The 22,790-nt window shown below is 45.0% G+C and carries 19 protein-coding genes; 8 read left to right on the forward strand and 11 right to left on the reverse strand.

The window, feature by feature from the left end:
- Positions 1-18 precede the first annotated feature (18 nt).
- From MAR181_RS07010 to MAR181_RS07030, 5 genes are all read right to left on the reverse strand, one after another.
- Entirely contained in the window at positions 19-1,008 is a 990-nt protein-coding gene (locus tag MAR181_RS07010) for an isopenicillin N synthase family dioxygenase (RefSeq protein ID WP_013795907.1), read from the reverse strand.
- Between the two features lie 101 nt (positions 1,009-1,109).
- Positions 1,110-1,586, reverse strand: coding sequence for a nucleoside deaminase (locus MAR181_RS07015; protein WP_013795908.1), 477 nt, complete (start codon positions 1,584-1,586; stop codon positions 1,110-1,112).
- A 15-nt stretch (positions 1,587-1,601) separates the two neighbouring features.
- Complete coding sequence (locus MAR181_RS07020) at positions 1,602-2,393, reverse strand: ABC transporter permease (protein ID WP_013795909.1); 792 nt, start codon at positions 2,391-2,393, stop codon at positions 1,602-1,604.
- Positions 2,371-3,153 carry an ABC transporter ATP-binding protein gene (locus MAR181_RS07025; RefSeq protein ID WP_013795910.1) on the reverse strand — a complete coding sequence of 261 codons (783 nt, stop codon included), beginning with the start codon at positions 3,151-3,153 and terminating at the stop codon, positions 2,371-2,373. The genes MAR181_RS07020 and MAR181_RS07025 overlap by 23 nt, the downstream gene beginning before the upstream one ends.
- A gap of 29 nt (positions 3,154-3,182) precedes the next feature.
- Complete coding sequence (locus MAR181_RS07030) at positions 3,183-4,163, reverse strand: ABC transporter substrate-binding protein (RefSeq protein WP_013795911.1); 981 nt, start codon at positions 4,161-4,163, stop codon at positions 3,183-3,185.
- A gap of 369 nt (positions 4,164-4,532) precedes the next feature.
- On the opposite strand from MAR181_RS07030, the gene xdhA reads away from it, so the two are divergent.
- From xdhA to MAR181_RS07050, 4 genes are all read left to right on the forward strand, one after another.
- Positions 4,533-6,026, forward strand: a complete 1,494-nt coding sequence (xdhA, locus tag MAR181_RS07035) for a xanthine dehydrogenase small subunit (RefSeq protein WP_013795912.1) — start codon at positions 4,533-4,535, stop codon at positions 6,024-6,026.
- Positions 6,019-8,376, forward strand: a complete 2,358-nt coding sequence (xdhB, locus tag MAR181_RS07040; RefSeq protein WP_013795913.1) for a xanthine dehydrogenase molybdopterin binding subunit — start codon at positions 6,019-6,021, stop codon at positions 8,374-8,376. Before xdhA ends, xdhB begins: the two co-directional genes overlap by 8 nt.
- The gene (gene xdhC, locus MAR181_RS07045) at positions 8,373-9,239 is read left to right on the forward strand and encodes a xanthine dehydrogenase accessory protein XdhC (RefSeq protein WP_013795914.1); all 867 of its coding nucleotides are present in this window, start codon (positions 8,373-8,375) and stop codon (positions 9,237-9,239) included. Before xdhB ends, xdhC begins: the two co-directional genes overlap by 4 nt.
- A 155-nt stretch (positions 9,240-9,394) precedes the next feature.
- Positions 9,395-9,763 (forward strand): MmcQ/YjbR family DNA-binding protein, encoded by a 369-nt coding sequence (locus MAR181_RS07050; protein ID WP_013795915.1) that lies wholly within the window; start codon positions 9,395-9,397, stop codon positions 9,761-9,763.
- Positions 9,764-9,840: 77 nt separating this feature from the next.
- Here MAR181_RS07050 and MAR181_RS07055 read toward each other — a convergent pair whose 3' ends face one another.
- The 3 genes from MAR181_RS07055 to MAR181_RS07065 all read right to left on the reverse strand — a co-directional run bounded on the left by MAR181_RS07055 (position 9,841) and on the right by MAR181_RS07065 (position 13,218).
- Positions 9,841-10,677 carry a mechanosensitive ion channel family protein gene (locus tag MAR181_RS07055; RefSeq protein ID WP_013795916.1) on the reverse strand — a complete coding sequence of 279 codons (837 nt, stop codon included), beginning with the start codon at positions 10,675-10,677 and terminating at the stop codon, positions 9,841-9,843.
- Positions 10,678-11,046: 369 nt separating this feature from the next.
- Positions 11,047-12,783, reverse strand: a complete 1,737-nt coding sequence (locus MAR181_RS18075; RefSeq protein ID WP_144011227.1) for a hypothetical protein — start codon at positions 12,781-12,783, stop codon at positions 11,047-11,049.
- A 195-nt stretch (positions 12,784-12,978) separates the two neighbouring features.
- Positions 12,979-13,218 carry a DUF1127 domain-containing protein gene (locus MAR181_RS07065; RefSeq protein ID WP_013795918.1) on the reverse strand — a complete coding sequence of 80 codons (240 nt, stop codon included), beginning with the start codon at positions 13,216-13,218 and terminating at the stop codon, positions 12,979-12,981.
- Positions 13,219-13,334: 116 nt separating this feature from the next.
- Here MAR181_RS07065 and MAR181_RS07070 point away from each other — a divergent pair, with 116 nt between their 5' ends.
- Positions 13,335-14,291, forward strand: coding sequence for a LysR substrate-binding domain-containing protein (locus MAR181_RS07070; protein ID WP_013795919.1), 957 nt, complete (start codon positions 13,335-13,337; stop codon positions 14,289-14,291).
- Positions 14,292-14,459: 168 nt separating this feature from the next.
- The gene (gene pssA, locus MAR181_RS07075; RefSeq protein WP_013795920.1) at positions 14,460-15,797 is read left to right on the forward strand and encodes a CDP-diacylglycerol--serine O-phosphatidyltransferase; all 1,338 of its coding nucleotides are present in this window, start codon (positions 14,460-14,462) and stop codon (positions 15,795-15,797) included.
- A gap of 94 nt (positions 15,798-15,891) precedes the next feature.
- Here pssA and MAR181_RS07080 read toward each other — a convergent pair whose 3' ends face one another.
- Entirely contained in the window at positions 15,892-17,166 is a 1,275-nt protein-coding gene (locus tag MAR181_RS07080; RefSeq protein ID WP_013795921.1) for an aromatic ring-hydroxylating oxygenase subunit alpha, read from the reverse strand.
- Positions 17,167-17,429: 263 nt separating this feature from the next.
- Here MAR181_RS07080 and MAR181_RS07085 point away from each other — a divergent pair, with 263 nt between their 5' ends.
- Together MAR181_RS07085 and gbdR are read left to right on the forward strand one after the other, a co-directional pair.
- A complete protein-coding gene (locus tag MAR181_RS07085) occupies positions 17,430-18,551 on the forward strand; it encodes an FAD-binding oxidoreductase (protein WP_013795922.1) in 1,122 nt (373 codons plus the stop codon).
- A gap of 580 nt (positions 18,552-19,131) precedes the next feature.
- Positions 19,132-20,250, forward strand: a complete 1,119-nt coding sequence (gene gbdR, locus MAR181_RS07090; RefSeq protein ID WP_013795923.1) for a choline metabolism transcriptional regulator GbdR — start codon at positions 19,132-19,134, stop codon at positions 20,248-20,250.
- Positions 20,251-20,319: 69 nt separating this feature from the next.
- Here gbdR and MAR181_RS07095 read toward each other — a convergent pair whose 3' ends face one another.
- Positions 20,320-21,741: an ArnT family glycosyltransferase gene (locus tag MAR181_RS07095; protein ID WP_013795924.1), complete on the reverse strand. Its 1,422-nt coding sequence runs from the start codon at positions 21,739-21,741 to the stop codon at positions 20,320-20,322.
- Positions 21,738-22,763, reverse strand: coding sequence for a glycosyltransferase family 2 protein (locus tag MAR181_RS07100; protein WP_013795925.1), 1,026 nt, complete (start codon positions 22,761-22,763; stop codon positions 21,738-21,740). The genes MAR181_RS07095 and MAR181_RS07100 overlap by 4 nt, the downstream gene beginning before the upstream one ends.
- Between the last annotated feature and the right edge of the window lie 27 nt (positions 22,764-22,790).

The following is a 22,790-nucleotide window of genomic DNA, read 5'->3' on the forward strand; positions in this document are numbered from 1 at the left end:
TGGTTTGGCTTTAGTGCTTTATTTGTTGTCTACAAAGTTTGCTTGAATGCGTTGATTCAAAAAATCGTCAGCCCGAATGGCATGGTAGCGCTTATTCGGGCCTTGGATTATTTGTGATTTATTCGCCTGACAAAAGAAAGCAATAGAGTGTCGGCTGCCACAGTATTCATCGATTCTTGGTTGGCGTACGCGGTGTAGGTTGGATTTGAGTTGGTCATCACTCCAGCGCATTAGCATGTCGCCAATGTTACAGGTGATGACATCGCCGCGAGGCGGAATGTTGGTCCAGCGTTGGCTTTCTGCCTCTTCTCCTGGGCAGACTTGCAAGCCACCGTGACCTTCGTGCTGGAAGAGTAAGGTTAAGCAGTCAAAGTCTGTGTGCGCACCGGCTCGCCAAATATTGCCTTGTTCGGTGACGCCTTTGGTCGGGTAGTAATGCAATAAGCGCAAGGTGCTTTGATAATCTGTCTGGTGTGGGTCATGAGCTTGACGAAAGAAGTCTGTATCAAAACCGAGTTTTTCGGCAAAGCAAGATAAAACCTTCATGCCTAAATCCCAGCACTGTTTTTCAAAGGCTAGGGTATTGGCTTGAAAATCGGGTAATTCTTCTTCAGTCGGCCATAGATTGTCCATGTGGTATTGGGTGATTTGATAAGACTCTTTTTGGTCTTTGGTGCCAGTTGATGGACGAATTTGACTGCGGCTTTCCCAGCCAGCATTGATGCCTTTAGGTCGAGGGTATTGGCCCTTTATGCTATCGGGTAAATTGAAAAAACGCTCTGATTCTGAAAAAGCGGCCTCAATGTCGGTTTGGCTGATGCCGTGTTGGCTTAACTGGAAAAAACCTGTTTCTGTGGCTGCTTGCCAGAGTTGTTCACGTATTTCTTCGCGACGGCTTTCAAAATGGCTCATATCAATGATACGAATTTCTCTGTCGTCGACTTCTTGGCCTGCAGCGCCAAAGGTGGTTTCTCGGTTGAGTTCTTCTAGTGTGTATGAAGCGGTCATAACATCTCCTAATAGTGCTTTTGGGAAATGGAGCAATGACCTGGCGAGATTCGGGTGAATCGCCTGACAGCTTCTACTCCTAATTTTACAGTGTGTTGGTGTTACCAAAAATCCTCATGCAATTTTGCGGCCTCTTTTTCCAAACAGGGACCGATGACTTCGACTTTGCGTTGGCCTGAGTCAAACACGGCTCGACAAGGTAAGTCGAGGGTAGGGTTTTCAGGGTGGTTCCCCGTAATGGCTTTTAGACTGGCTTCACTGAGTCCATAGACTAAACGCCCTAATCCTGCCCAATATGAAGCGCCAGCACACATGGCACAAGGTTCTGCGGACACGTACATGGTGCATTTGGCCAGAAAGTCTGGTCGATATGCCTTGCTGGCGCGTGTCATCAGTTTGCGCTCGGCGTGCCCCGTCATGTCAAAGTCAGGCAAATAGCCATTTACCTGTGACATCAAAACCTTGCCTTGGTCATCAACTAATAATGCCGCGAAAGGGTGAATGCCTTGTTGTTTCGCCTCTTCTGCTAGCGCAAAACTTTGACGCAGCCATTGAGTGTCTTGTGTATTCAAAGTCATATTGGGTGTTTCTCTTTATTTCTTTTTAGGAAGGCTCCATGGGAAAAGCCAAGCTTGTACCCATTGCACAGACTTAAACAACAGCAAGCTGATGATGGATAAGAAAATTAACCCAGCGAAAGCCTGAGGAATCTTAAAAAAGGAGGTGGAAAACTGAATGAAATAGCCTAAACCTTCTTCTGCAGCGACAAATTCCGCGACCACAGCGCCAATGATGGCCAAGGTTATAGAGACACGTAAGCCGCTGAAAATATGGGGGATCGCATAAGGAATACGAATCTGCCAAGTTTCGCGATAGCGCGGTGCTCGCAAGGATTGACTGAGTTCAATCATCTCAGGCGGCGTCTCTAACATGCCAGTGGTAGTGGAAACCACCAATGGGAAGAAGGTGATCAAACAGGTAATCAAGACACGGGATGGGTCGTCAGTGCCTAACAATACAATAATCAATGGCGCAACGGCTACGACAGGCGTAGATTGAATCACGATTAAAGCTGGGTAGAGAATACGATTCATTAATTGTGATCGCATCATGCCAATGGACAAAGGGATGGCGATTAGAATCGATAGCGCAAACCCCATGAGTGCAACTCTTAAGGTTGCCCACAAGTGCACCATCCAACGAGAAAAGTCGACCTTGAAAAAGGCGGTCAGTATGGCCGAAGGCGAAGGCAATATGTAGTTTGGTACATTACCAACACGACAGATGAGTTCCCACAAGAGTACCAAGCCAATAAAGAACAGGGCTGGGGCAAAACGGTTTGCCTGTTGAGCAAGCCAACGCTTAGGCTGGGACGTCTGGTTCATAAATATAGCCTCGGATTAAATCGGTTAGCTCTGCAAAGCGTGGGGAGTTGATGGTTTTAGAGGAGCGCGGGCGGGGCAAGTCCACTTCAATCAGATCCAAAACCGTGCCAGGACGTTTGCTCATTACTAGGATTCGGTCTGATAAGAGCACTGCTTCACTGATGGAGTGAGTAATAAAGAGCACGGTTTTGGGGTGCTCACGCCATATTTTTAGTAAGTCAAAGCCGATTTGCTCACGGGTTAAGGCGTCCAGAGCGGAAAAGGGCTCATCCATTAGTAAAATGTCAGGGTTTAATAATAGGGCTCGAATAATCCCCACTCTTTGCTGCATGCCGCCAGACAGTTCGTCGGGCATTTTGTCCGCGAATTGCGTTAGTCCGGCCATTTCGAGTAACTCGTTGGCGCGTTTTTCATCGGCTGCTGAGTAACGGCCATACTTGTGTTTTAAAGGAAACAAAACATTTTTACGAACGTTTAGCCAAGGTAAAAGGTTGGCTTTTTGGAAGACGATGCCGACATCGTCTCGTGGTTCAGTGACTGGTCGGTTAAAAACCGAGACGTCTCCCTGAGAAGGGATTAATAACCCAGATACCATGCGTAATAAGGTTGATTTGCCACAACCGGATGGGCCAACCACCGCCACGAATTCGTGACGGTGGATATCGAGATCAATGTTTTGTACGACCAGTGGTGCTTCGGGGTCATATTGATGGCCGACGTCTTTCAATTTCACGTAGGCCGATTGGTTGGGTTGATCCATGAAAATGTCCTTGTTTCTGATACAGCAGATTATTGAATGAAGTGACGGTTAACCGCTGTTTCAGGATCAAGGGCATCTTTGCTTAGGCCATTGGCTTCGGCTGCATAGTCCCACGTTTGTTGAATTCGTTGAGTGGTGAAGTGGCCAAAGCCGTCCTTATCGGTGACATCATTAAACACCAGACCTGTGATGCTTTTGATTTGTGCTGACGCGATACTAGCATCCACTTCTGGCACCATTTTGTGTAAGTCTTCACCGGCTTTGTCTGGGTAGTCATAGGTGAATTTAACGGCTTTGGAAAAGGCACTGATAAAACGTTTAGCCACCTCTGGACGTTCTTCCAAGAAACGTTCAGATGCTAATAGGGAAGAGCTGTAAAGTGATAATCCGGAGTCAGACCAAGGCATTTCAACAATTTCTTTGCCAGCCTCTTTTGCTTGTGCCGTAAATAGCGCTGTGTTGGTGACCCAGGCAATAATGGCATCCGTGTTACCTGTAATCATCATTGGCGCTAATGCACCTGGATCTGATTTCACGAGTTTGATGTCAGGCTCAGTAAGATTGTTTTCTTTCAGCACCAAGGGTAAGAAAGCATTAGACGAGGTAAAAGGAGACGTGGCGACTTTTTTACCTTTTAAGTCTTTAATAGAGCGGATGCCGCTGCTTTTCAGTGTGAAGAAAGCATGAGGGGCTTGAGTAAAATAGGGCATAACAGCGACAACAGGCACATTATCTTGTGCTTTGGCTGCCATTAAGGCACTAATGTCAGAGCTGCCAATATCAGATTGACCTGTGGCCATTTTGGTTAACGCGTCGGTAGAGCCACGACCGCTGGCAATGTTCACGTCCAAACCTTCCTCAGCAAAGAAGCCCTGTTGAATGCCAACGTATACTGGTGCTTTGTCGCCTCCTGGTAGCCAGTCGAGTTGAAAGGTCACTTTGTCGGCGGCCATGACAGAAGAACTGGCAATCAGGCTGGCTAATAAAGAAACTCGTAATGCTTTTTTCATGGACTCTCTCCGTTGCTTCAGGGAACTTTTTATAAAGACATACAGGCTGAAACCAGACTCAAAGTTTCATGATTGTATTGTTTGCAACAAATGTTCCAGTTTGCTTTTCTATGTCGTATGTTCTTTCTAGTTGGTTGAAATTTAAGTTAAAAAATTATTTTAAATGCAATTTAGAATGTTCTTTTCTGAATTAGATTGAGTGATTTTAATGTCTTGATGACATAAAAAGGTGCAGAACGTTTCATTTTAGATAAGTGACCTTTAGCCGGATTTACATTGTGAAAATGGCCTAAATGGTTTTTAATTAAAGTTTGTACGATTGGTCAGGTTTTTGCATGATTCGTCGCAAAGACAGACGAGGAGAGAGCTTTGAAATTCATACTGAACGACAAGATAGTCGAGGAAACATCCCTCCCCAGTGATTTTACCGCTTTACGCTATTTACGAGAAAAGCGTGGTTTAACGGGGACGAAAGAAGGGTGTGCATCGGGTGATTGTGGTGCGTGTACGCTCCTAGTTGGTGCGCTAGAAGAGGGCGAGCTGACTTATACGACCTTGAATGCTTGTATTACCCCTTTACAGTCCTTGGCAGGTAAGCATCTGGTGTCGGTCGAGCATTTAGCCTCTCTGGATGAAGGTTTACATCCAGCGCAGCAAGCCATGGTGGATGCCCATGGCTCTCAGTGTGGCTTTTGTACACCGGGTTTTGTTCTATCATTAGCAAGCTTATATGAAAATGCCGCGAATACTGGTGCTGAAGTGGATCGCGAATCTGTCTGTGATGCCATTTCAGGCAACCTATGCCGATGTACGGGTTACCGACCAATCATTGAGGCCGGATTGGCCATGGCTGATCGCACAAGCCATCTATTAAGCCAAAAGACTTGGATTAAGTCTCAGCTGGCTGAAATAGAAAACTCAATGGCAGGCGCGCAGTACGTGCGCCCAGAAACACTGGCTCAACTTCATCAGGCAAAACAGCGTCATCCGGATGCGGAGTTTATTGCCGGAGGAACGGATCTGATGTTGGAAAACACTCAGCGTTATCGAGATTTTGATGTGTTGATTGATCTCACCCGTGTTGCAGAAATGAAACAGATCATTGAGCAAGAAGGAGACTTAGTCATCGGGGCTGGGGTAACGTACAGCGAGCTAGAAGACTACAGTCAAACGGCGTATCCACATCTGTATCAATTGTTAAGTCGCATTGCGTCGCGTCAAATTCGTAACCGAGGCACGCTTGGTGGTAATGTGGCAAACGGCTCCCCGATTGCGGACATGCCGCCCATTCTGTTGGCGTTTGATGCCGACATTCGTCTCGATAAAATCGATGGTTCCAGTCGTGAGATCAATATTCAAGATTTTTACCTAGGCTATAAGCAAACGGCTTTAGCGGCAGACGAATGCATCGTCTCTTTCCGTATCCGTTTAGCGAAGCTGGCGTCTTTTCATCGCTTTTATAAAGTCTCAAAACGCATGGAAGATGACATTTCCAGCGTTTTACTGGCGTCGCGATTTGATGTTAAAGACGGTCAGATTGGGGCCGTGCGTCTTGCCTTTGGTGGGATGGCAGCGACACCGATTCGAGCGTTAGCAACAGAAGCATGTCTAACGCAAATGGCCATCTCAGATGAACAGGCATTAGAAGTGGCGCTGCAGACTTTACGAGGTGAACTAACCCCGATGAGTGATATGCGAGCCAGCGCTAAATATCGCATTGATATGGCGTGCAACTTGATTCGCAAAGCTTGGCTGGAATTGAATGGTATGACGGTGCCCACTTTCTCTGGTCACCCTGTCCCTTCGGCTTGGCTGGAACTTGGTCAAGATGTCGGCAAACAGGAGGCATCAAATCATGCGTAAATTACCGAATAATTTAGTCACATCTAATCAAGATAAAGCATTGCCAATGCATGAGTCAGCAACGAAGCATGTGACAGGCCAAGCGATTTACATTGATGACGTGCCAGAATGGCCAAATGAATTGCATGTGGCCACAGGTAAATCCACCGAAGCCTTTGCGGACATAGTGTCGATCAATCTGGACAAGGTCATGTCGTATCCAGGTGTGGTGGATGTGATTTTACAAGCGGATATTCCTGGCGACCCTGATGTATCCCCCGTGTTAAGTGGCGACATGTTGCTGGCAGGGGACTTTGTTCATTACATAGGTCAGCCGATTTTTGCGGTGGCCGCGACGAGCCTTCGAGCGGCGAAACAGGCGGTGGAATTAGCGGAGATTACCTATCAAACGAATGCTGCCACCCTGCACCCAAAAGACGCCTTGGCGCGTCAGGAATTTGTCTTGCCGACGCACACCATTCAATGTGGAGATGCTCAAGCCGCGATGGCAAAGGCGGATTATCAGCTTGAGTCTGACTTGTATATTAAAGGCCAAGAGCACTTTTATTTAGAAGGTCAGATCAGTGTTGCCATTCCGAATGAAGATGGGGGCGTACAAGTGCTTGCTTCTTCACAGCATCCGGCCGAGGTTCAAAAATTGGTGGCGCGGGTGTTGGATTTACCGGTGGCGCAAGTGCTGGTAGAAACACGCCGTATGGGCGGAGGATTTGGTGGTAAAGAGTCTCAAGCGGCTACCCTAGGTTGTATGGCGGCCGTATTGGCGGTGCGCAATCATTGTCCTGTGAAGTACCGTATGCCACGTCAGGATGACATGGTGCAAACCGGTAAGCGTCATGACTTTTGGAACTCTTATCAAGTGGGTTTTACCCAGCAAGGTGAAATCGTCGCGGCGCAATACGACATGGTCGGCAAGTGCGGTTGTACAGCCGATTTGTCAGACGGTGTGGTTGACCGAGCTATGTTTCATGCCGACAACGCTTATTTCTTAGCGAATGCCCGTATCAGTGGTTATCGAGGCAAAACCCATACGGTTTCTAATACCGCATTCCGTGGTTTTGGTGGTCCGAAAGGGGTTTTGTTAGCGGAAAATATTATTGAAGAAATTGCCTGTAAAGTGGGCAAAGATGCGCTCGATATACGTAAGTTAAATTGCTATCAAGAAGGTAAAGACACCACACCTTATGGTCAGAAGATCGAGGAAGATGTATTGCTTGCTCTGATTGAGCAGTTAGAAAATACCTCGGACTATCGTGCTCGTCGTGAAGCGATTAACGACTTTAACCAACACAGCCCATTTTTGAAAAAGGGCTTGGCGTTAACGCCGGTGAAATTTGGTATCTCCTTTACGTCTAAGCATTTAAACCAAGGTGGCGCTTTGGTGCATGTGTATACCGATGGCAGTGTGCACGTGAGTCATGGTGGTACGGAAATGGGCCAAGGCTTGTACACCAAGGTGGCGCAAATTGTTGCTAAGGCTTTTGGTATCGATTACCAAAGGGTGAATGTGGGTTCGACACGAACTGACAAGGTGCCGAATGCTTCGCCAACGGCGGCGTCTGCGGGTACGGATTTGAATGGTATGGCAGCGCTCGATGCAGCGAATACCATCAAAGAGCGATTGCGTGAATTTGCGGTAGAGCATTTTGCCATTGTCGCGGAAGCGTTCGCTATTGAGGACGATGTGGTGACTTTGGGGTCTGACAGCATGGGCTTCCCAGAATTCATTAAATTGGCGTATATGAATCGCGTTTCGTTGTCATCGACTGGCTTCTATAAGACCCCCAAAATTGGTTATGACAGAAAAGCCGCGAAAGGTCGCCCTTTCTTGTATTTTGCCAACGGCGCATCTGTATCAGAAGTGATTGTGGATACTCTAACCGGTGAATATAAAGTGACACAGGTCGATATTTTACAAGATGTGGGCGATTCCATTAATTCGCACATTGATATTGGCCAGATTGAAGGGGCCTTTGTGCAGGGCATGGGGTGGTTGACGTCAGAAGAATTGAGCTGGGACGACAAAGGGCGTATTACCACCAACAGTCCGGCTAATTATAAGATTCCAACCTCAGCCGATGTACCAGAAAAGCTCACAGTGAAGCTGTTTGATCGTGCTAACGGTGAAGAGACGGTATATCGCTCCAAAGCGGTGGGTGAGCCGCCATTGATGTTAGGGATTTCGGTTTGGTGTGCGTTAAAAGACGCTTGTGCGTCTGTCTGTGATCATGAATTATCACCGCCGCTAGCAGCCCCGGCGACACCCGAAGCGGTTTATTATGCAATTCAAGCGGCTCAGGCATTTAAAGCGCAGAGCCTTGTTGGGAAAGAGGTTCAGGAGGCTAGCGTATGATGTCTTCTCTTAATTGGGTACAAGCCTTGGCTGAGGTGGAAAAATCCGGCCAGGCTTGGGTGATGGCGACGGTGATTGGCACCAAAGGCTCGTCGCCCCGTGAATCGGCCAGCAAGATGGTGATTACCTCTGAACACAGTTTTGACACCATAGGGGGGGGGCAGTTGGAATACGCTGTCTGCCAAAAAGCCCGTGCCATATTGGAAGCGGGCGACGGCCCTTCCCATGTGTTGGAAAACTTTCCGTTGGCGGCAAAGACCAATCAATGTTGCGGTGGGGCGGTTAGCGTCTTATTGGAATACTTTCCTGAGCCTGCTGCGAAAATTACCATTTTTGGGATGGGGCATGTGGCCACGACCTTGGTCAATGTGCTGGGCGAAATGCCAGCTAAGATTAGTTGGGTGGACAGTCGTGATAATCTGGCGCAAGACAAGCAAATGATTGGCACGCCAAGCAATGTGACGCCATTCTTGTACCAGTCTATGTTGGAGCATATTGACCGTATGTCCGCCAATGAAATCGCCTTGGTAATGACCCACGACCATGCCTTGGATTATCAATTGGTCGAAGCCTTGCTGGATCGAAAAGATTGCCGTTTTATTGGCTTGATTGGTTCGCAAACGAAAGCCATGCGCTTTAAAAAGCGTTTGGCCAGTGCGTCATTCAGTAAAGCTGAAATTGACTCGGTGCACAGCCCAGTCGGCATCCCAGAAGTAGCAGGCAAAAAGCCATTCGAAATTGCCATTTCTATTGCGGGACAAATTATTCAGTTAACGCAATCCATTACTGATCAGCCTAAAAAAGTCACAGGTTTAACATGGAAGGAGATTAATGGGGCTTTGGTTGATGCTAAGGGGGCTTGATTCTTTAGCCGATTAATCGCTATTTGTTGATCGTGACTATCAAGCCGTTTGGTAAAGCAAAATCAAAAAGGGGCTCTGACTGGATTACGTCCCATACATTCACTACTGTTTAAGGCGAGTAGGAAGTAAACAGATTTGACCGAAGGAGCCAAAATATGACCTATGATGACTTCAATCACTACTGTGGCTCCTTACCTGCAACGACTCATGTGGTGCAATGGGGGAATTCCCAAGTTTGGAAAGTTGGTGGGAAAGTGTTCGCTATTGGAGGTTGGAATGATAAGAAGCTTCCAGCTTTTACCTTTAAAACCTCACCACTTAATTATGATTTTTTAAGCCATAAGCAAGGCTATAGGCCCGCTCCGTATCTTGCGTCTCGCGGTATGAAATGGATACAGCAGTTTGAGGGCTCGGCGGAACTTGATGAAGAGCTTTTGTATTACCTTGCCGAATCTTATCGAATTGTGTCTTTGGGCTTAACGAAGAAAAAGCAAAAAGAGCTTGGTTTAAATCAAGAAGGTTAAGAGAACATCTGTCGATGCTTGGTGTTTTTTATGCAAATAAAGGGCAGGATAACCCCGCCCTTTATTGTCTTGGTGACTTATGATTGGGCGTTTTCGTTCACTACGATTACTTTTCGATGTGGGAAAGGGATTTCGATATTGTTGTCATCCAGTGCTTTTTTGATTTGTTCGGGTACGGAATAAAGGATGTTGAAATAATGTTCGCCTTGGCAGAATGGTCGCACTAAGAAGTCGACGGAACTGTCGTTTAGTGTTTCCACTTCAATAAAGGGAGCTGGGTCTTTTAAAACGTGTGGGTGGTTCACTAGTACATTTTCAATCACTTTACGTGCTGCATCCGTATTTTCTGCGTAAGCCACTCCAAAATGCATGTCTACGCCACGAACCTGATAATGGGAGTGGTTGATGATTTGGGAGCCCCAAATTTGGCTATTCGGAATGATGATTTGCTGGTTATCGAAGGTTTGTAATATGGTGGTGAATAAGTCGATTTCCGTGACGTTACCAAAACGTCCAGCTGCATCAATGAAGTCTCCCGCTTTGTAAGGTCTGAAAATTAGCAACATCACACCCGCGGCCAGATTGGACATGGCACCTTGTAATGCTAACCCGATCGCCAAACTAGCGGCACCCAGTAAGGCAATAATAGAAGCTGTCTGTACCCCAAAGCGGTTTAATACGGCAATTAGGACAAATGCCATCACGACATAACGGGCGAGGCTGCCTAAGAATCGGAACAGGGTGTCATCAAGTTTGTCGTGCTTTTTACTAATTTGTATAACAAGGTTTTTGGCTTTGTTGGCTATCCATAGGCCGATTAATAAGATGGCAATGGCAAGTAAAAGGTTGGTTGCCCAAGCAATGGCGTCTGGTAAATATTGATGGATGTCGATGTCGCTGATAATGTCCTGCATGATCTTTCCTCTGAGTACTGTATTACATAGTTTCGGTAGCCATAGATATTAGACGGAAGAGATCACAGATAGTGTAATCTCTTGTTAAGGCGAATCAGAAAAGTGACTGAAGAAAGTGTCAGATGATGACATAGAAAAACATTTTCACATTGAGCCGCTTTAACAGCCTACTTAACTGGATTTTAATCGATTAGTCGGTTCACCTTACTAAAGCTTCACGGTCTAAGGCGATGTTTTTATATCAAGGTCATTCTGGTCGAGTTAAAGATAAAGCTCGACCAGATTTTATGAGTTGTTATCCATATGCTGCCCCATACATGGATGCGGGGGGAAAGCATGTCCTAGCCTTTGGCCGTGTTCTTTCCATTCTTAAGTTTCAGGTTCGTCAATACAGGATATTGTCTTTTTGAATTGGCCATCTAGTACGCCGTTTATCGAAATGGTTTGCGGTCCTGTTGCGGTAAATACTCCCACTAAACTGATTTCGTTGTTATCCATGGAAAACAACGTGTCATGCCCGCTCATGGATAGACTGGTAATCTGTTTGGATTTATTGTTTCCGTCGGTAATCTTGATCTGATAGTTTGATGGCGTGGTGGTGTCGTTTAGGATGCATTGCAAGCTAAAATCACTTTCAGAAATTTGTGTGCTGATTGAAATGGGTATGCTTTTAACCTTGTCGCTGCCATTAATGTTGTAGTTCACAAGAAAGGACGCTGAGCTAGGTTTTGAATCTGAAGTGAATGCACTCTTACCCTCAGCGGGTGTTAGTTGATAGCATGAGGCGCCTTTTGCTTGACTGAGTAATGACGCTTGTGTGGTTAAATTGCTGTTTTTTGCGATCAAAGAGACGTTTGTAATATCGACATTATCAGGGTATTTGATGCATAAGCTGCTGCTGGTATCTGGTTGTTTTTGATCAATGAAATGAATTCCATTGTGACTTTTTAAAGAGGTCATTTTTACGCTAGCGGTTGCATCGATAATACTTTTTTGTGCGTCGCTTAACCCTTGAATGATGTTTTCTAAGTTCTCTCTTTTGAAGCTGTTTGGATTTTTAAGCAGTTTTTCTATTTCTTCCGCAGAAGGGTACAAAGCTTTGCGTGCTAGCCATTGTGAGGCGTCGCCGCCTTTGACTATGTTCAATCTTAGCCAAGTTTTATCTTTGTAGAGTCCTTTTGATGCGCCATTATCATCAAATTCAGTGAGGCCGGCCTTGGTAACTTTTAAGTTCTTGTCTTTAAACTCTTCAAGGCTAGAGCCATCGGGAGTATCGATGAAGGCTCGGTTTAATGTGGTTGGGATTAACATGAAGAAATCTGGAATTAGTCCAGGTAGGTTAGACCCGCCTTTGCTGAAATAGTCGTAGCAGGTTGCGACACTACAACCTTCTTGTTTTACTATGACGACTTGGCCACTTTTTAATGGAAGCACATTAGAGTGATTGCTTGAGGCGTAATTTGCATTACCCGCTACAAAGTCCACATCAAGATTCATGACCAAGTCATTTTCATTTGCTAGCAGTAGAGTATTAGCAATTTCTTTTGCGACCTTTATTTCTCCCAAAGTAATAGGGTTAGATAAAGAAAAACTTTCCGCTGCCGAGGTGATAAATTCTAACATGGCAGAGCTTTGATCACTTTCATCCAGGTCATACTCATACACTTTTATCTTCATAGTAAGTAGATCACTCTCCATCTTTTTTGGCCCATATAACGCTTTATTTAAAAACGGCGCTTTTATACCATCAGCCAAACTATCATAAGGCCCAAGAATTTTAGTGGTAGTATCGGCTTCTCTATTACCCGTAACTGCTTCAGTAAATTCCACAACAAAGATAACTTCATTTATTCCCCACCAATCGGATAAATATTTAAGATAACTATCTGTTAAGTAAATGGCATAAACATCATCGCCATCAGTAGAGCCATCGTCTTCCGTTTTAAAAATAATGTTTTCATCATTGATTAGATGACTACTATTCACGAGAGGAGATTCTAGGCTTCCCGTTTGATTAACGGAGCGCACGCTGATGGTGCCCATAGGGTTACTGGAGCAAGCAACGAGTAGAAAAGTGACGAGCAATAAAGTGATTTGTTTCATCATTAATTCCTTGTCTAGGTGTTTTACAAGATCATTTAACGTTAGCCTTAATTGGCCAAAAAATAAACAATAAGTGAGGTTTAGTATAGAGGCTAGCGTTCTGGGTTTTGACTAAAGTGGTTTTCTAGCGGGTCAGTGTGGACGAGAATGGATCCGACCCAATAGCGCTGGGTCGGATAGTGGCGTGATAAGGTAAGATTATTTCCATAAAGGTTTATGAACTTCTTGATATACATCACTGGATGTTAAACCTACATCTTTCAGTTGAGCGTCATTTAATTGGTTTAATCTAGCTCGAGTTTTCCAGTTATGATGCATTTTAGAAAGAAGAGTACGCCAGTTTTTACTGTTTAGCATAGCTAATGTTTTTTTCTGTTTTTCAGCAATTGCTGTGCAGACTGTGTCCAGTTCGGATGATTGGTTGTAATGCGCTTTCATAATGACCTCCTAATGAGTTTTTGTCGTTTCGTGATGAAATAATGGTCAATTTTTGGTGTGGCGACAAACGAGAAAAAACCGGATATGATTAAGAAAAACTTAACTATGGTGTTGTCATGTCTCGATCAAGAAGTTTGCCACCGTTAAAATCCATGCAGGCGTTTCGCTATGCTGCTGAGACGTTGAGTTTCAAGGCGGCAGCAGATCAGTTATTTGTCACTCAGGCAGCGGTGAGTCAGCAAATTAAGACCCTTGAGCAACACCTTGGTGTTGCCTTGTTTGAGAGACGTACTCGACAAGTGACTTTGACATCGGAAGGCCAATACCTTTATGAATACATAGAGAAGGCGTTTCGTTTGTTGGAAGAGGGCGTCAGGGGGATATCAGAAGATGCGAATCCAAATACCTTGGTGATCAGTGTGGTGCCGTCTTTTTCCAGCCGATGGTTGGTGCCGCGTTTAGGGGATTTTCAGCAACAGGCCGAAGATATTAATTTACGCTTAAGTCCTAGCATAGGTCTATCGGATTTTTCAGATAGTGATTTGGATCTCTGTGTTCGTTTAGGTCAAGGGGAATATGAAGGACTGCAATCTGAGCTGTTATTTGAAGAGTTTTTAATTCCAGTTTGTCATTCTGACTTGTTTCATGAAGATGAACCCATTGAGCAACAACTCAGTCGCATTCCTATTATCACAGATACCGGGCCGGATATGGATCATGTCTGGCCTAAGTTACAAACCTTCTTGAAAATGTATGATATGCCGCTGAAGTCACATCTTCACGTTGCGGATTCCACATCCTTGGTGGAGGCGTTATTGTCTCGCCAAGGGTTGGCCATGATGCGGTTTAGTTTAGTTTATGAGCTGCTTCAGAAAGACCTGTTAATTTGCCCTTTGCCAGTCTATATGAAATCTAAATACGATTTTTATTTGGTGGCCCCCGCACCGCATTTCCAATATGACAAAGTTCAGAACTTTCGTCGTTGGATCAAAGGGGAGATTAAGGAGATTGACTCAGCTTGGCTAACTTATCTTGGTGCGCATCAGAACTTCAAAGAGATTAAAATGGGCTAAGCATTGGCAAGCTTGAATTTGAATGTAAACTTTTGTAGTCTCGTAAATAATTTTATTTTATATCGATTCAGTGCGCTTTAATTTTAATTATCTTGGTGCTTTACGAGCAAAAGCTAAGCCATTTTGTTACAGTTCACTGTTTTTTTATTAAGGTCGCATTTAAGTATCATGCCACAACCCTCTTTGTTTGTTTCTTTACCTGCTTTTTCTGTTCATCCAGACAGCTTTTATATTCTTCATTCTGCAGTTGAATATCGTGAGTATCTTTTAGACGCCATCCGAACAGCGAAATCGAGAATTTTCCTAGTGGCACTTTATTTGGAAAACGATGAAGCTGGTCGTGAGATTCTGACGGCGGTGTATGAGGCTAAGCAGCGTAGTCCAGATCTAGACATTGTGATTTGTGTTGATTGGCATCGTGCGCAACGAGGTTTAATTGGTGCAGAGGCATGCGAGGGTAACGCAGCGATGTATCAAGAGTTTGCTCAGAAGTACAAAGAGCAAATTGCCATTTATGGGGTGCCGGTTCGTCATCGAGAAGTATTCGGTGTGCTGCATTTAAAAGGCTTCATCATCGACGATAGTGTGATTTACAGTGGCGCGAGTTTGAACAACGTGTATTTACATCGTCACAATAAATATCGTTTTGACCGCTATCACATTATTGCGAACCAAAAGCTGGCAGACAGCATGGTCAGTTTTATTGAGCAGATGATGATAGGGCAGATAGTGGTAAAAGATTTTACCAAAGGTGAGTGGCCAACGACGAAGAAGCTCAAGCCCTTAATTAAACAATACCGAATGTCTTTGTCGGAAGCGTCTTATCCATTAGAAAGTGAGTTGATTGATGACCAACATGTTGGCATTACACCCTTAGTGGGAATCGGTAAAAAAGACAATCAATTGAATCAATGTATTGTCGAAATGATTGCTGAAGCAAAACATGAATTGTATCTTTGCACCCCTTATTTCAATTTGCCTAAAGTGGTTTTGAGGGAGGTAAAGCGAGCCATTAAACGTGGCGTGAAAACGCATATTATTGTGGGAGATAAGGTCGCAAACGATTTCTATATTCCACCAGAGCAGACCTTTAAGGCCATTGGTGGCTTGCCATACTTGTACGAAATTATATTGCGTAAATTTGCGCGAGCGAATCGAAAATACCTCGAATCTGGTGATTTATCTATTTATTTATGGCGTCATGATGCCAATAGCTTTCACCTAAAAGGTCTTTGGGTAGACCGGAATAAAGCCTTGTTGACGGGGAATAATATTAATCCAAGGGCTTGGGCGTTAGATTTAGAAAATGGCTTATTGGTTCAAGACAATCACCAGCTTCTAGAAGAGAAGTTTTTGGCAGAATTCGGCAATATATTTGAACACACTAAAGCGGTTTCTAATTATCTTCAGCTTGATACTCGTCGTGATTACCCATTGGCCATTCAGAAGCTATTGAAGCGAGTGTTTCGAGTAAAAGCGGATCGCTTGTTAAAACGCATTTTGTAATTAACTTTTTGTCATTTCATAACACCTAAAAAAAGCGGGCATGATGCCCGCTTTTTTTATGGTTTACTTTCTATGAATTTTCTATGGGGGCGGTTTATGACCCCGCTAGATTTTTTTGCATAGTGTGGGCATACCAGTTAAGGAAATTGATGACACCAAATTCATAGGTTTCTGAGTAAGGTCCAGGTTGGTAGCCAATGGAGTTGATTCCCATTTGGTTGCGTTCACCAAGTACCTTGTCTTGCTCATTGGTGGCATCCCAAACCTTTCTAAGGTTTTCTGGGTCATAATCCACACCTTCCACTGCATCTTTATGCACAAACCATTTGGTGGTGACTATGGTTTCTTGTGCAGAAATAGGCAGCACTCTGAACACAATGAAATGATCCGATTGCATATGATTCCATGAATTCGGTAGGTGAAGGATACGCATGGAGCCAAGTGAGCGGTTTTTGATACGCCCCAATAATTTGTCGGATGCGGTCGAGCCATCAATGGTCATAACCTGCGTGCCCTTTTTCAATGGCATGCGCACAATCCGGTTGCGTTGTACTTCACCAAAGCTCTTGTGCTCATGTGGGATGCCCTCTGCGTCCCATTGAGCAGATTGTTCTGCATAATGGTCAAGGAACTCTTGTGAGGCTCTTGGGTCCTCTGTGTCATCCCATTCTAATAGGGTGTTTAACAACTCTGGGTGACTGGCAGAACAGTGGTAGCATTCACGGTTGTTTTCGAGCACCAGTTTCCAATTGGCTTTTTCGTACATGGTGGATTCCACAGCAAGCTTGGTGTTTTCCACATCGTAAGGTTCCATATAGTCTTCTAATGTCGCAAGGTAATCATCAAACCCGTCGTCCGGAGCAACCTTAGCTAAGCACACAAAAATGAAACCGCCAGCGGTTTTACAGTGAGCCGATTTCAAACCATGTTGTTTAAGCTCAAAATCTTTGCTCATCTCGGTGCCAGCGAACAGCAGATTACCTTTTAAATCATATGTCCATTGGTGATAAGGGCATACTAAATTTGCCACCTTGCCTCTGTGTTCCGAACAGATGACGGAGCCTCGGTGGCGACAGGTATTGTGAAACGCATTTACCTTGCCCTCAGCGTCTCGAACAATAAGTACCGGATTCTGGCCAATCTCAACGGTAAAATAGTCGCCTTTCTTGGGAATCTCGCTGGTCATGCCAACAAACAGCCATTCCTTTTGAAAAATTTCTTCCATGTCGATGCGAAACATATGTGGATCATTATAGAGCGGCGCTTCTAGCGAGTAGTGGCTCGGGCGTGACTTCAGGAGATCGCTCATAGCGGTTTTCGCATCGGCTAAACTGGCGTGACGAATATTGAGTAAATCATGTTGATTCATCTTTCTGGACCTTACTGACAAAAAGATTGATGGGCTTTATATATGTATTTGGTAACGTCGCCATATTGTCTTAATTAGTGGATGTGAAAATGCCCATTCACGACATGCGTTGGCATTTAAATCGACGCTCAATAGTGGACGATTCATGCGCTTGGCTGCCATGAGCAAGTTATTGTCGTTCAGGGTTAAATTGACTTTGAGCATAGCCACCAAAATGGCTCGAAATGGTGATAACGACTTCTTTACTTTGAAGGACAGATGCGATGACAGACATGAACAATGCTCCAGCCGATTACTTTGCTCCCGTTAATACCCAAACTTGGGTAAATGGTCGCCACAATGTACGTTGCGTGAAAGTGATTCATGAAACGTGGGACGTCAAAACCTTCTGTTTTATGGCGCAACAGCCGGTCATGTTCTTCTTCAAGCCGGGGCAGTTTGTCACCTTGGAGTTGGAAATCGACCACAAGCAAGTGATGCGTTCTTATACCATTTCCAGTTCGCCATCTGTGCCTTATAGTTTTTCTATTACGATAAAAAGAGTGCCTGGTGGCGAAGTGTCCAATTGGCTGCATGACAATATGAAAGTGGGTGTAGAACTCGCGGTGCATGGGCCTGTTGGGCAATTTAATTGCATCGACTTTCCGGCAGAAAAAGTGTTGCTCTTATCGGGGGGCGTTGGCATTACACCTCTGATGTCGATGGCTCGTTGGTGGTTTGATACCAACGCGGAAGTGGATATGACCTTTATTCACAGCGCACGTTCACCAAGAGATGTTATTTATTCTCGTGAGTTGGACCACATGGCTGCTCGGCTTGATAATTTTGGTCTTTATCTAATCGTAGAGCGCATGGAAAATGGTTTGCCATGGCAGGGATACCGTGGTTATTTGGATTCCGCCAAATTGGACATGATTTCGCCAGACTTTCTGGAGCGTGAAATTTTTTGTTGTGGCCCCGAACCCTATATGCGCGCAGTGAGAAGCCTTCTTAAGGAAAGAGGGTTTGATATGTCTCACTATCATGAGGAATCGTTTGGTTCGACCCCTGTGGGAGTGGTTGAAGATGCCATTGAGCTGGCGGAAGTGGCTCAAGCAGAAGCGGATGCCGTTAATCAGGAAGATTTGCTCAGAGTGGATTTTGAAAGCAGTGGTAAGAGTATCCAGGTGACGGTGGGTGAAACCCTTCATAACGCGGCCGCTAAGTTGGATTTAATGATTCCAAAAGCCTGTGGTATGGGAATTTGTGGGACTTGTAAGGTGATGATAAAAGAGGGTGAGACCCAGATGGATCATAATGGCGGTATAACCGATGAAGATGTCGAAGCTGGTTATGTTTTATCTTGCTGTACCGTCCCGAAAACGGATGTGGTTATAGAGTATTAAGGAAGGTGCGAATAAGTCTTCTGAAAGACCCGAAGGGCGTGGGCTAAGCTCTCTTTATTCTTTGTTAAGCTTGTTGCCAATAGACTGATATTGGGCGGCGAAACTTGCCTCGAATAAAAGAGAATTATTCTCACGCTGACCCCTACATGGATGTAGGGGATTAGAGCAACGCATAACCACAAGGATGTGGTGTAGTAGGGCAACGCAGGAGCGGTTGCCGAGGAGCACGTTGCCGTAGCCAGTGAACTTGTTCGTACCTTCCTTAAATCCCAGTTGAAAGAAAATTTGGCGATTTAATACACATTTTTATTAAATAAGCGTTCAATAAAAGAGCAAACTTGGTCTATATTAGTGCAATGTCGTGTGATGATGTGTTTCTTGGTGTTGGCAAATAAAGCCATAAAATACCTTGAAACTCATTATAAGGCGGAAGTTTTGAAGGCTTCTTCGTAACTTCCTTAAACATGACAAAGTTTTAGCAATTGCTTTTGTGTTTCCTTAAAAAAATAAAAAGCGCAATCTCAAACATGGTCTGTATTTTGCTATGTAAGAGTGAAAGTGCATAGATGAGGGCATTAATATGGTAATGGCAACAAGTTCTAGCTCAACCGCCACGCTTGGTTCGAAGAAAACAACTAAAGTGGGTTTTTTGCTACTTGATCATTTTACGATGATTGCATTAGCCTCTTCCATTGAGCCATTACGCATGGCCAATCAATTGTCGGCGGACACGCTTTATAACTGGAGTCTTATCTCCGAGGACGGTCAGCCCGTTACTGCCAGTGATGGTTTAAGTCTAACGCCGGATCTGTCCATTTATGACAATGCCGATTTTGACTTAATCATAGTGGCTGGTGGCGTTGACATCACCCGAGCCTATACGGCTAAGCAAGCCTCCTGGTTATCAAAGCAAGCTCGCAAAGGAGTCACTATAGGTGGCATTTGTACCGGAGCCTATTTACTGGCTTATGCGGGTTTGTTGGATGGCTATCAATGCAGTGTGCATTGGGAGTGTTTGACGGCACTGCAAGAAATCTTCCCTAAGGTGAAATGCAATAATCGACTTTTCTCTTTAGATCGTGATCGGATAACGTCCTCTGGCGGAACCGCCTCTATGGACATGTTGTTAACCATGATTGCTAAGCAGCATGGGCCGCGTTTATCGAATGCCATTTCAGACATGTTTATTTGTGAGCGAATTCGTCATGAGTCTGATCAGCAGCGTATGCCAATGCGTCAGTTTAGTACTGGTGGTGCAGGTGCGACCAAGTTGGTGGATGTGATTGAGTTGATGGAAAATAACTTAGAAGAGCCTATTGAATTGGACGAATTGGCGACGTTTGTCGACGTCTCACGCCGCCAAATTGAGCGCATGTTTCATCGTCATTTAGATTGCTCACCATCAAGGTACTATTTGAAACTTAGACTAGAGCGGGCTCGAAAATTGCTCAAGCAATCAAACATGTCGATTGTTGAAATCTCCATGGCGTGTGGCTTTATTTCAACACCGCATTTTAGTCGTTGTTATCGTAAGCACATAGGCGTATCACCACGAGATGAGCGTAAGCAGGCATGGAGCAATCAAGTGGAAGGGGATTTTCAATTGCTGAATGCTAGTGACGTGCTAAAAATGGCACACGCTCAAGAGGCTTTAGATCACTCTCATGCTGAGCCTAGCTATGGGTCTGTTGTGATGTAATGCATGACGTCCGTCTAAGTGATGGAAATTGAAAAGAGCTTCTATTTGATGAAGCTCTTTTTTTTGTGTTTAGGGCTGGCAAAATAGCAGTTTTTCTGTGGTAGATTGCCCTCTCTCTTGGCATGACCAGCGGGGGTAGTGGGTATGATCATCTTTAGCTTGGACAATGAAAAAAGTCTTGCTTTGATCAGGCAGCCAAGTATGGATGTCCGTCGAGCGCTTCTTTGCGCGACCAGCTGAATAATATTGTCCTGAGAATGGGCGTTTATGAAGATAGAAGAGATCGCTTTGTCCTGCTTCTGTCTGTTCCTGCCATTGTTTGAGCAGGTTGTGCTCTGATTTCACCTTGACCCACTGAAAGTGTAAAGCACTCACTAAGCCAATTAATAACAAAGGTGTGAAGAAACCGATTTTATAAAGCCTGTTGGGTAACGGGTGTTGTTGATGTAAATGCGTCAGCAATAACGCCATCGGAGGTAAGGCTGGCATGACATAGCTAGCAAGGATGTTGCCAGCAAAGCTAAACAATAGCATAGGCGCCAACATCCATAGAAGCAGAAAGCTCGTTATGCCGTTTTCGCTTTGCTCAACATCACGGTTTTCTTTGAGGTTTCGAATCCATTGGCAAATAAGCAGCGGGCTCCAAGGAAGCATGGCTAAGAAAGCGTAAATCCAGATAGTGCCTCGTGCTCTTTCGTGCGCCGAACCATATAAATCGCCCTGCCAGCCACTGACAATAAAGCGCTTAATGTGTTCGCCTACAAGGAAATAATTTAAGAAGCCGGGTGTTCGATGCTCAGCAATGAGATACCAAGGCAACGCGATGATGATCATTAAAGCACTGCCATAGCCCCAAGGTAGACGATGCAAAATGTGTTTCCATCGACCATTTGGGATTAGCCAAAGGGTGAGGCTGATTCCGACAAGCACTATGGCAAGCGGGCCTTTTGAAAGCATGCCCAGTGCTAAACCGACGAAAAATAGATACCCCCAGATTTTATTCTTGCCATTCCAAGCTTGCCAGAAGCTGATCATACTAAGACTGATCGAAAACGTCAGAGCGGTGTCTGTCATGACCGCACCGCTTAATAGGATGAAGGAGGTTGTCGAGGCTAGAACCGCCGCAGCACTTAAACCAAGCGTCTTGTTTTTATATTCATCACGAGCAAATTGATAAAGCAAAGCGATAATACCAATTCCAACCAGCAAGTGTGGTATTCGCACGGCAAATTCGTTTACCCCAAACGCGGCGAATCCTAAACTGCTTAACCAAGTGAAAAGTGGCGGTTTACCCCAAAATGGAATGCCATAATCAAACATGGGGGTTACCCAGTTTCCTGTTTCAAACATGATACGGGCCATTTCCCCATATCTTGCTTCGGTGGTATCCATTAATGGGTAAAGGCCTAAGGAAGCAAAGCGTAGGCCAAGGCAAAGGGCCAAAAGCCAAATTAGGGTTTTACTAAGGCATGGGGGGTTGTGTTTTATCATCTTGCTGTTTCCGATTGCGTAAAAGTCGGCTCTGAGGTGGTTTCTTCCATTAGCACATATAAAGGGCGTTGCTTTGATTCAATAAACAGACGACCGACATATTCTCCAAGGACGCCAATGGATAGGAGTTGAATGCCGCCTAAAAATAATATGATCAAAACGGTTGAAGGGTAGCCCACTACCGGGTCGCCCCAAACTAAGGTTTTAGTCAGAACCACCATGGCCATGACGAAGGTGAAAAAAGACGTGGTTAGTCCTGCTATGGTTGCCCAGCGTAAGGGTTTAGTGCTGAAAGAAGTAATGCCTTCTAAGGCAAGGTGGATGAGTTTTGGGTAATTCCACTTTGTTTTGCCTGCCAGTCTAGGCTCTCGATCAAAGGTCATGACTTGGCGAGTAAACCCTGGCCAAGCCAGCAGGCCTTTCATAAAGCGTGTTCGTTCTGGCAAGGTGTTAATGACCTCGACCACCTTTTTGTCCATGAGGCGAAAGTCTCCCACATTTTCTGTTATGGGGGCGTCGCTGATATAAGACATAAAGCGATAGAAGCAATGAGCCGTTGTTCGTTTTAACCAGTTTTCCCCCTGTCTTTCTCGGCGTTGCATTTCGATCACCTGAGCCCCCTGTTGCCAAGCTTCCACCATATCGGGGATGTATTCAGGTGGATCTTGAAGGTCGGCATCCAATAAGATGACGCATTGTCCCGAGGCGAATTTTAAACCGGCGCTTAAGGCGGCTTCTTTGCCAAAGTTTCGACTGAGCCTTAAACTGTGGATTTTGTGTGTAGGGTGTTGGAATTGACTGACTAATTGCCAGCTAGAGTCTTGGCTACCATCATCCACATAGACGATTTCACATGATCTCTGTAGGGTTGATAAAGCATGACAGACTCGCTGATGACATTGCTCTAGAACATCGCTTTCATTTAAAAAAGGAATGATGACGGTGACGAAAGGGCCTTCTTGTTTCCCCACATTCACATCGGCTTTGGCATGCACAAAGTGCTGATAGGCAACCGCTCTCATAGTGTTTCCTCGGTTATGTTCATAATG

The sequence above is a fragment of the Marinomonas posidonica IVIA-Po-181 genome, assembly GCF_000214215.1.
Taxonomy (GTDB): Bacteria; Pseudomonadota; Gammaproteobacteria; order Pseudomonadales; family Marinomonadaceae; genus Marinomonas; species Marinomonas posidonica.

Coding starts and splice junctions, on each gene's coding strand:
- MAR181_RS07010 (WP_013795907.1), bottom strand. CDS start 1,008: ATGACCGCTTCATACACACTAGAAGAACTCAACCGAGAAACCACCTTT.
- MAR181_RS07015 (WP_013795908.1), bottom strand. CDS start 1,586: ATGACTTTGAATACACAAGACACTCAATGGCTGCGTCAAAGTTTTGCG.
- MAR181_RS07020 (WP_013795909.1), bottom strand. CDS start 2,393: ATGAACCAGACGTCCCAGCCTAAGCGTTGGCTTGCTCAACAGGCAAAC.
- MAR181_RS07025 (WP_013795910.1), bottom strand. CDS start 3,153: ATGGATCAACCCAACCAATCGGCCTACGTGAAATTGAAAGACGTCGGC.
- MAR181_RS07030 (WP_013795911.1), bottom strand. CDS start 4,163: ATGAAAAAAGCATTACGAGTTTCTTTATTAGCCAGCCTGATTGCCAGT.
- xdhB (WP_013795913.1), top strand. CDS start 6,019: ATGCGTAAATTACCGAATAATTTAGTCACATCTAATCAAGATAAAGCA.
- xdhC (WP_013795914.1), top strand. CDS start 8,373: ATGATGTCTTCTCTTAATTGGGTACAAGCCTTGGCTGAGGTGGAAAAA.
- MAR181_RS07050 (WP_013795915.1), top strand. CDS start 9,395: ATGACCTATGATGACTTCAATCACTACTGTGGCTCCTTACCTGCAACG.
- MAR181_RS07055 (WP_013795916.1), bottom strand. CDS start 10,677: ATGCAGGACATTATCAGCGACATCGACATCCATCAATATTTACCAGAC.
- MAR181_RS18075 (WP_144011227.1), bottom strand. CDS start 12,783: ATGATGAAACAAATCACTTTATTGCTCGTCACTTTTCTACTCGTTGCT.
- MAR181_RS07065 (WP_013795918.1), bottom strand. CDS start 13,218: ATGAAAGCGCATTACAACCAATCATCCGAACTGGACACAGTCTGCACA.
- MAR181_RS07070 (WP_013795919.1), top strand. CDS start 13,335: ATGTCTCGATCAAGAAGTTTGCCACCGTTAAAATCCATGCAGGCGTTT.
- pssA (WP_013795920.1), top strand. CDS start 14,460: ATGCCACAACCCTCTTTGTTTGTTTCTTTACCTGCTTTTTCTGTTCAT.
- MAR181_RS07080 (WP_013795921.1), bottom strand. CDS start 17,166: ATGAATCAACATGATTTACTCAATATTCGTCACGCCAGTTTAGCCGAT.
- MAR181_RS07085 (WP_013795922.1), top strand. CDS start 17,430: ATGACAGACATGAACAATGCTCCAGCCGATTACTTTGCTCCCGTTAAT.
- gbdR (WP_013795923.1), top strand. CDS start 19,132: ATGGTAATGGCAACAAGTTCTAGCTCAACCGCCACGCTTGGTTCGAAG.
- MAR181_RS07095 (WP_013795924.1), bottom strand. CDS start 21,741: ATGATAAAACACAACCCCCCATGCCTTAGTAAAACCCTAATTTGGCTT.
- MAR181_RS07100 (WP_013795925.1), bottom strand. CDS start 22,763: ATGAGAGCGGTTGCCTATCAGCACTTTGTGCATGCCAAAGCCGATGTG.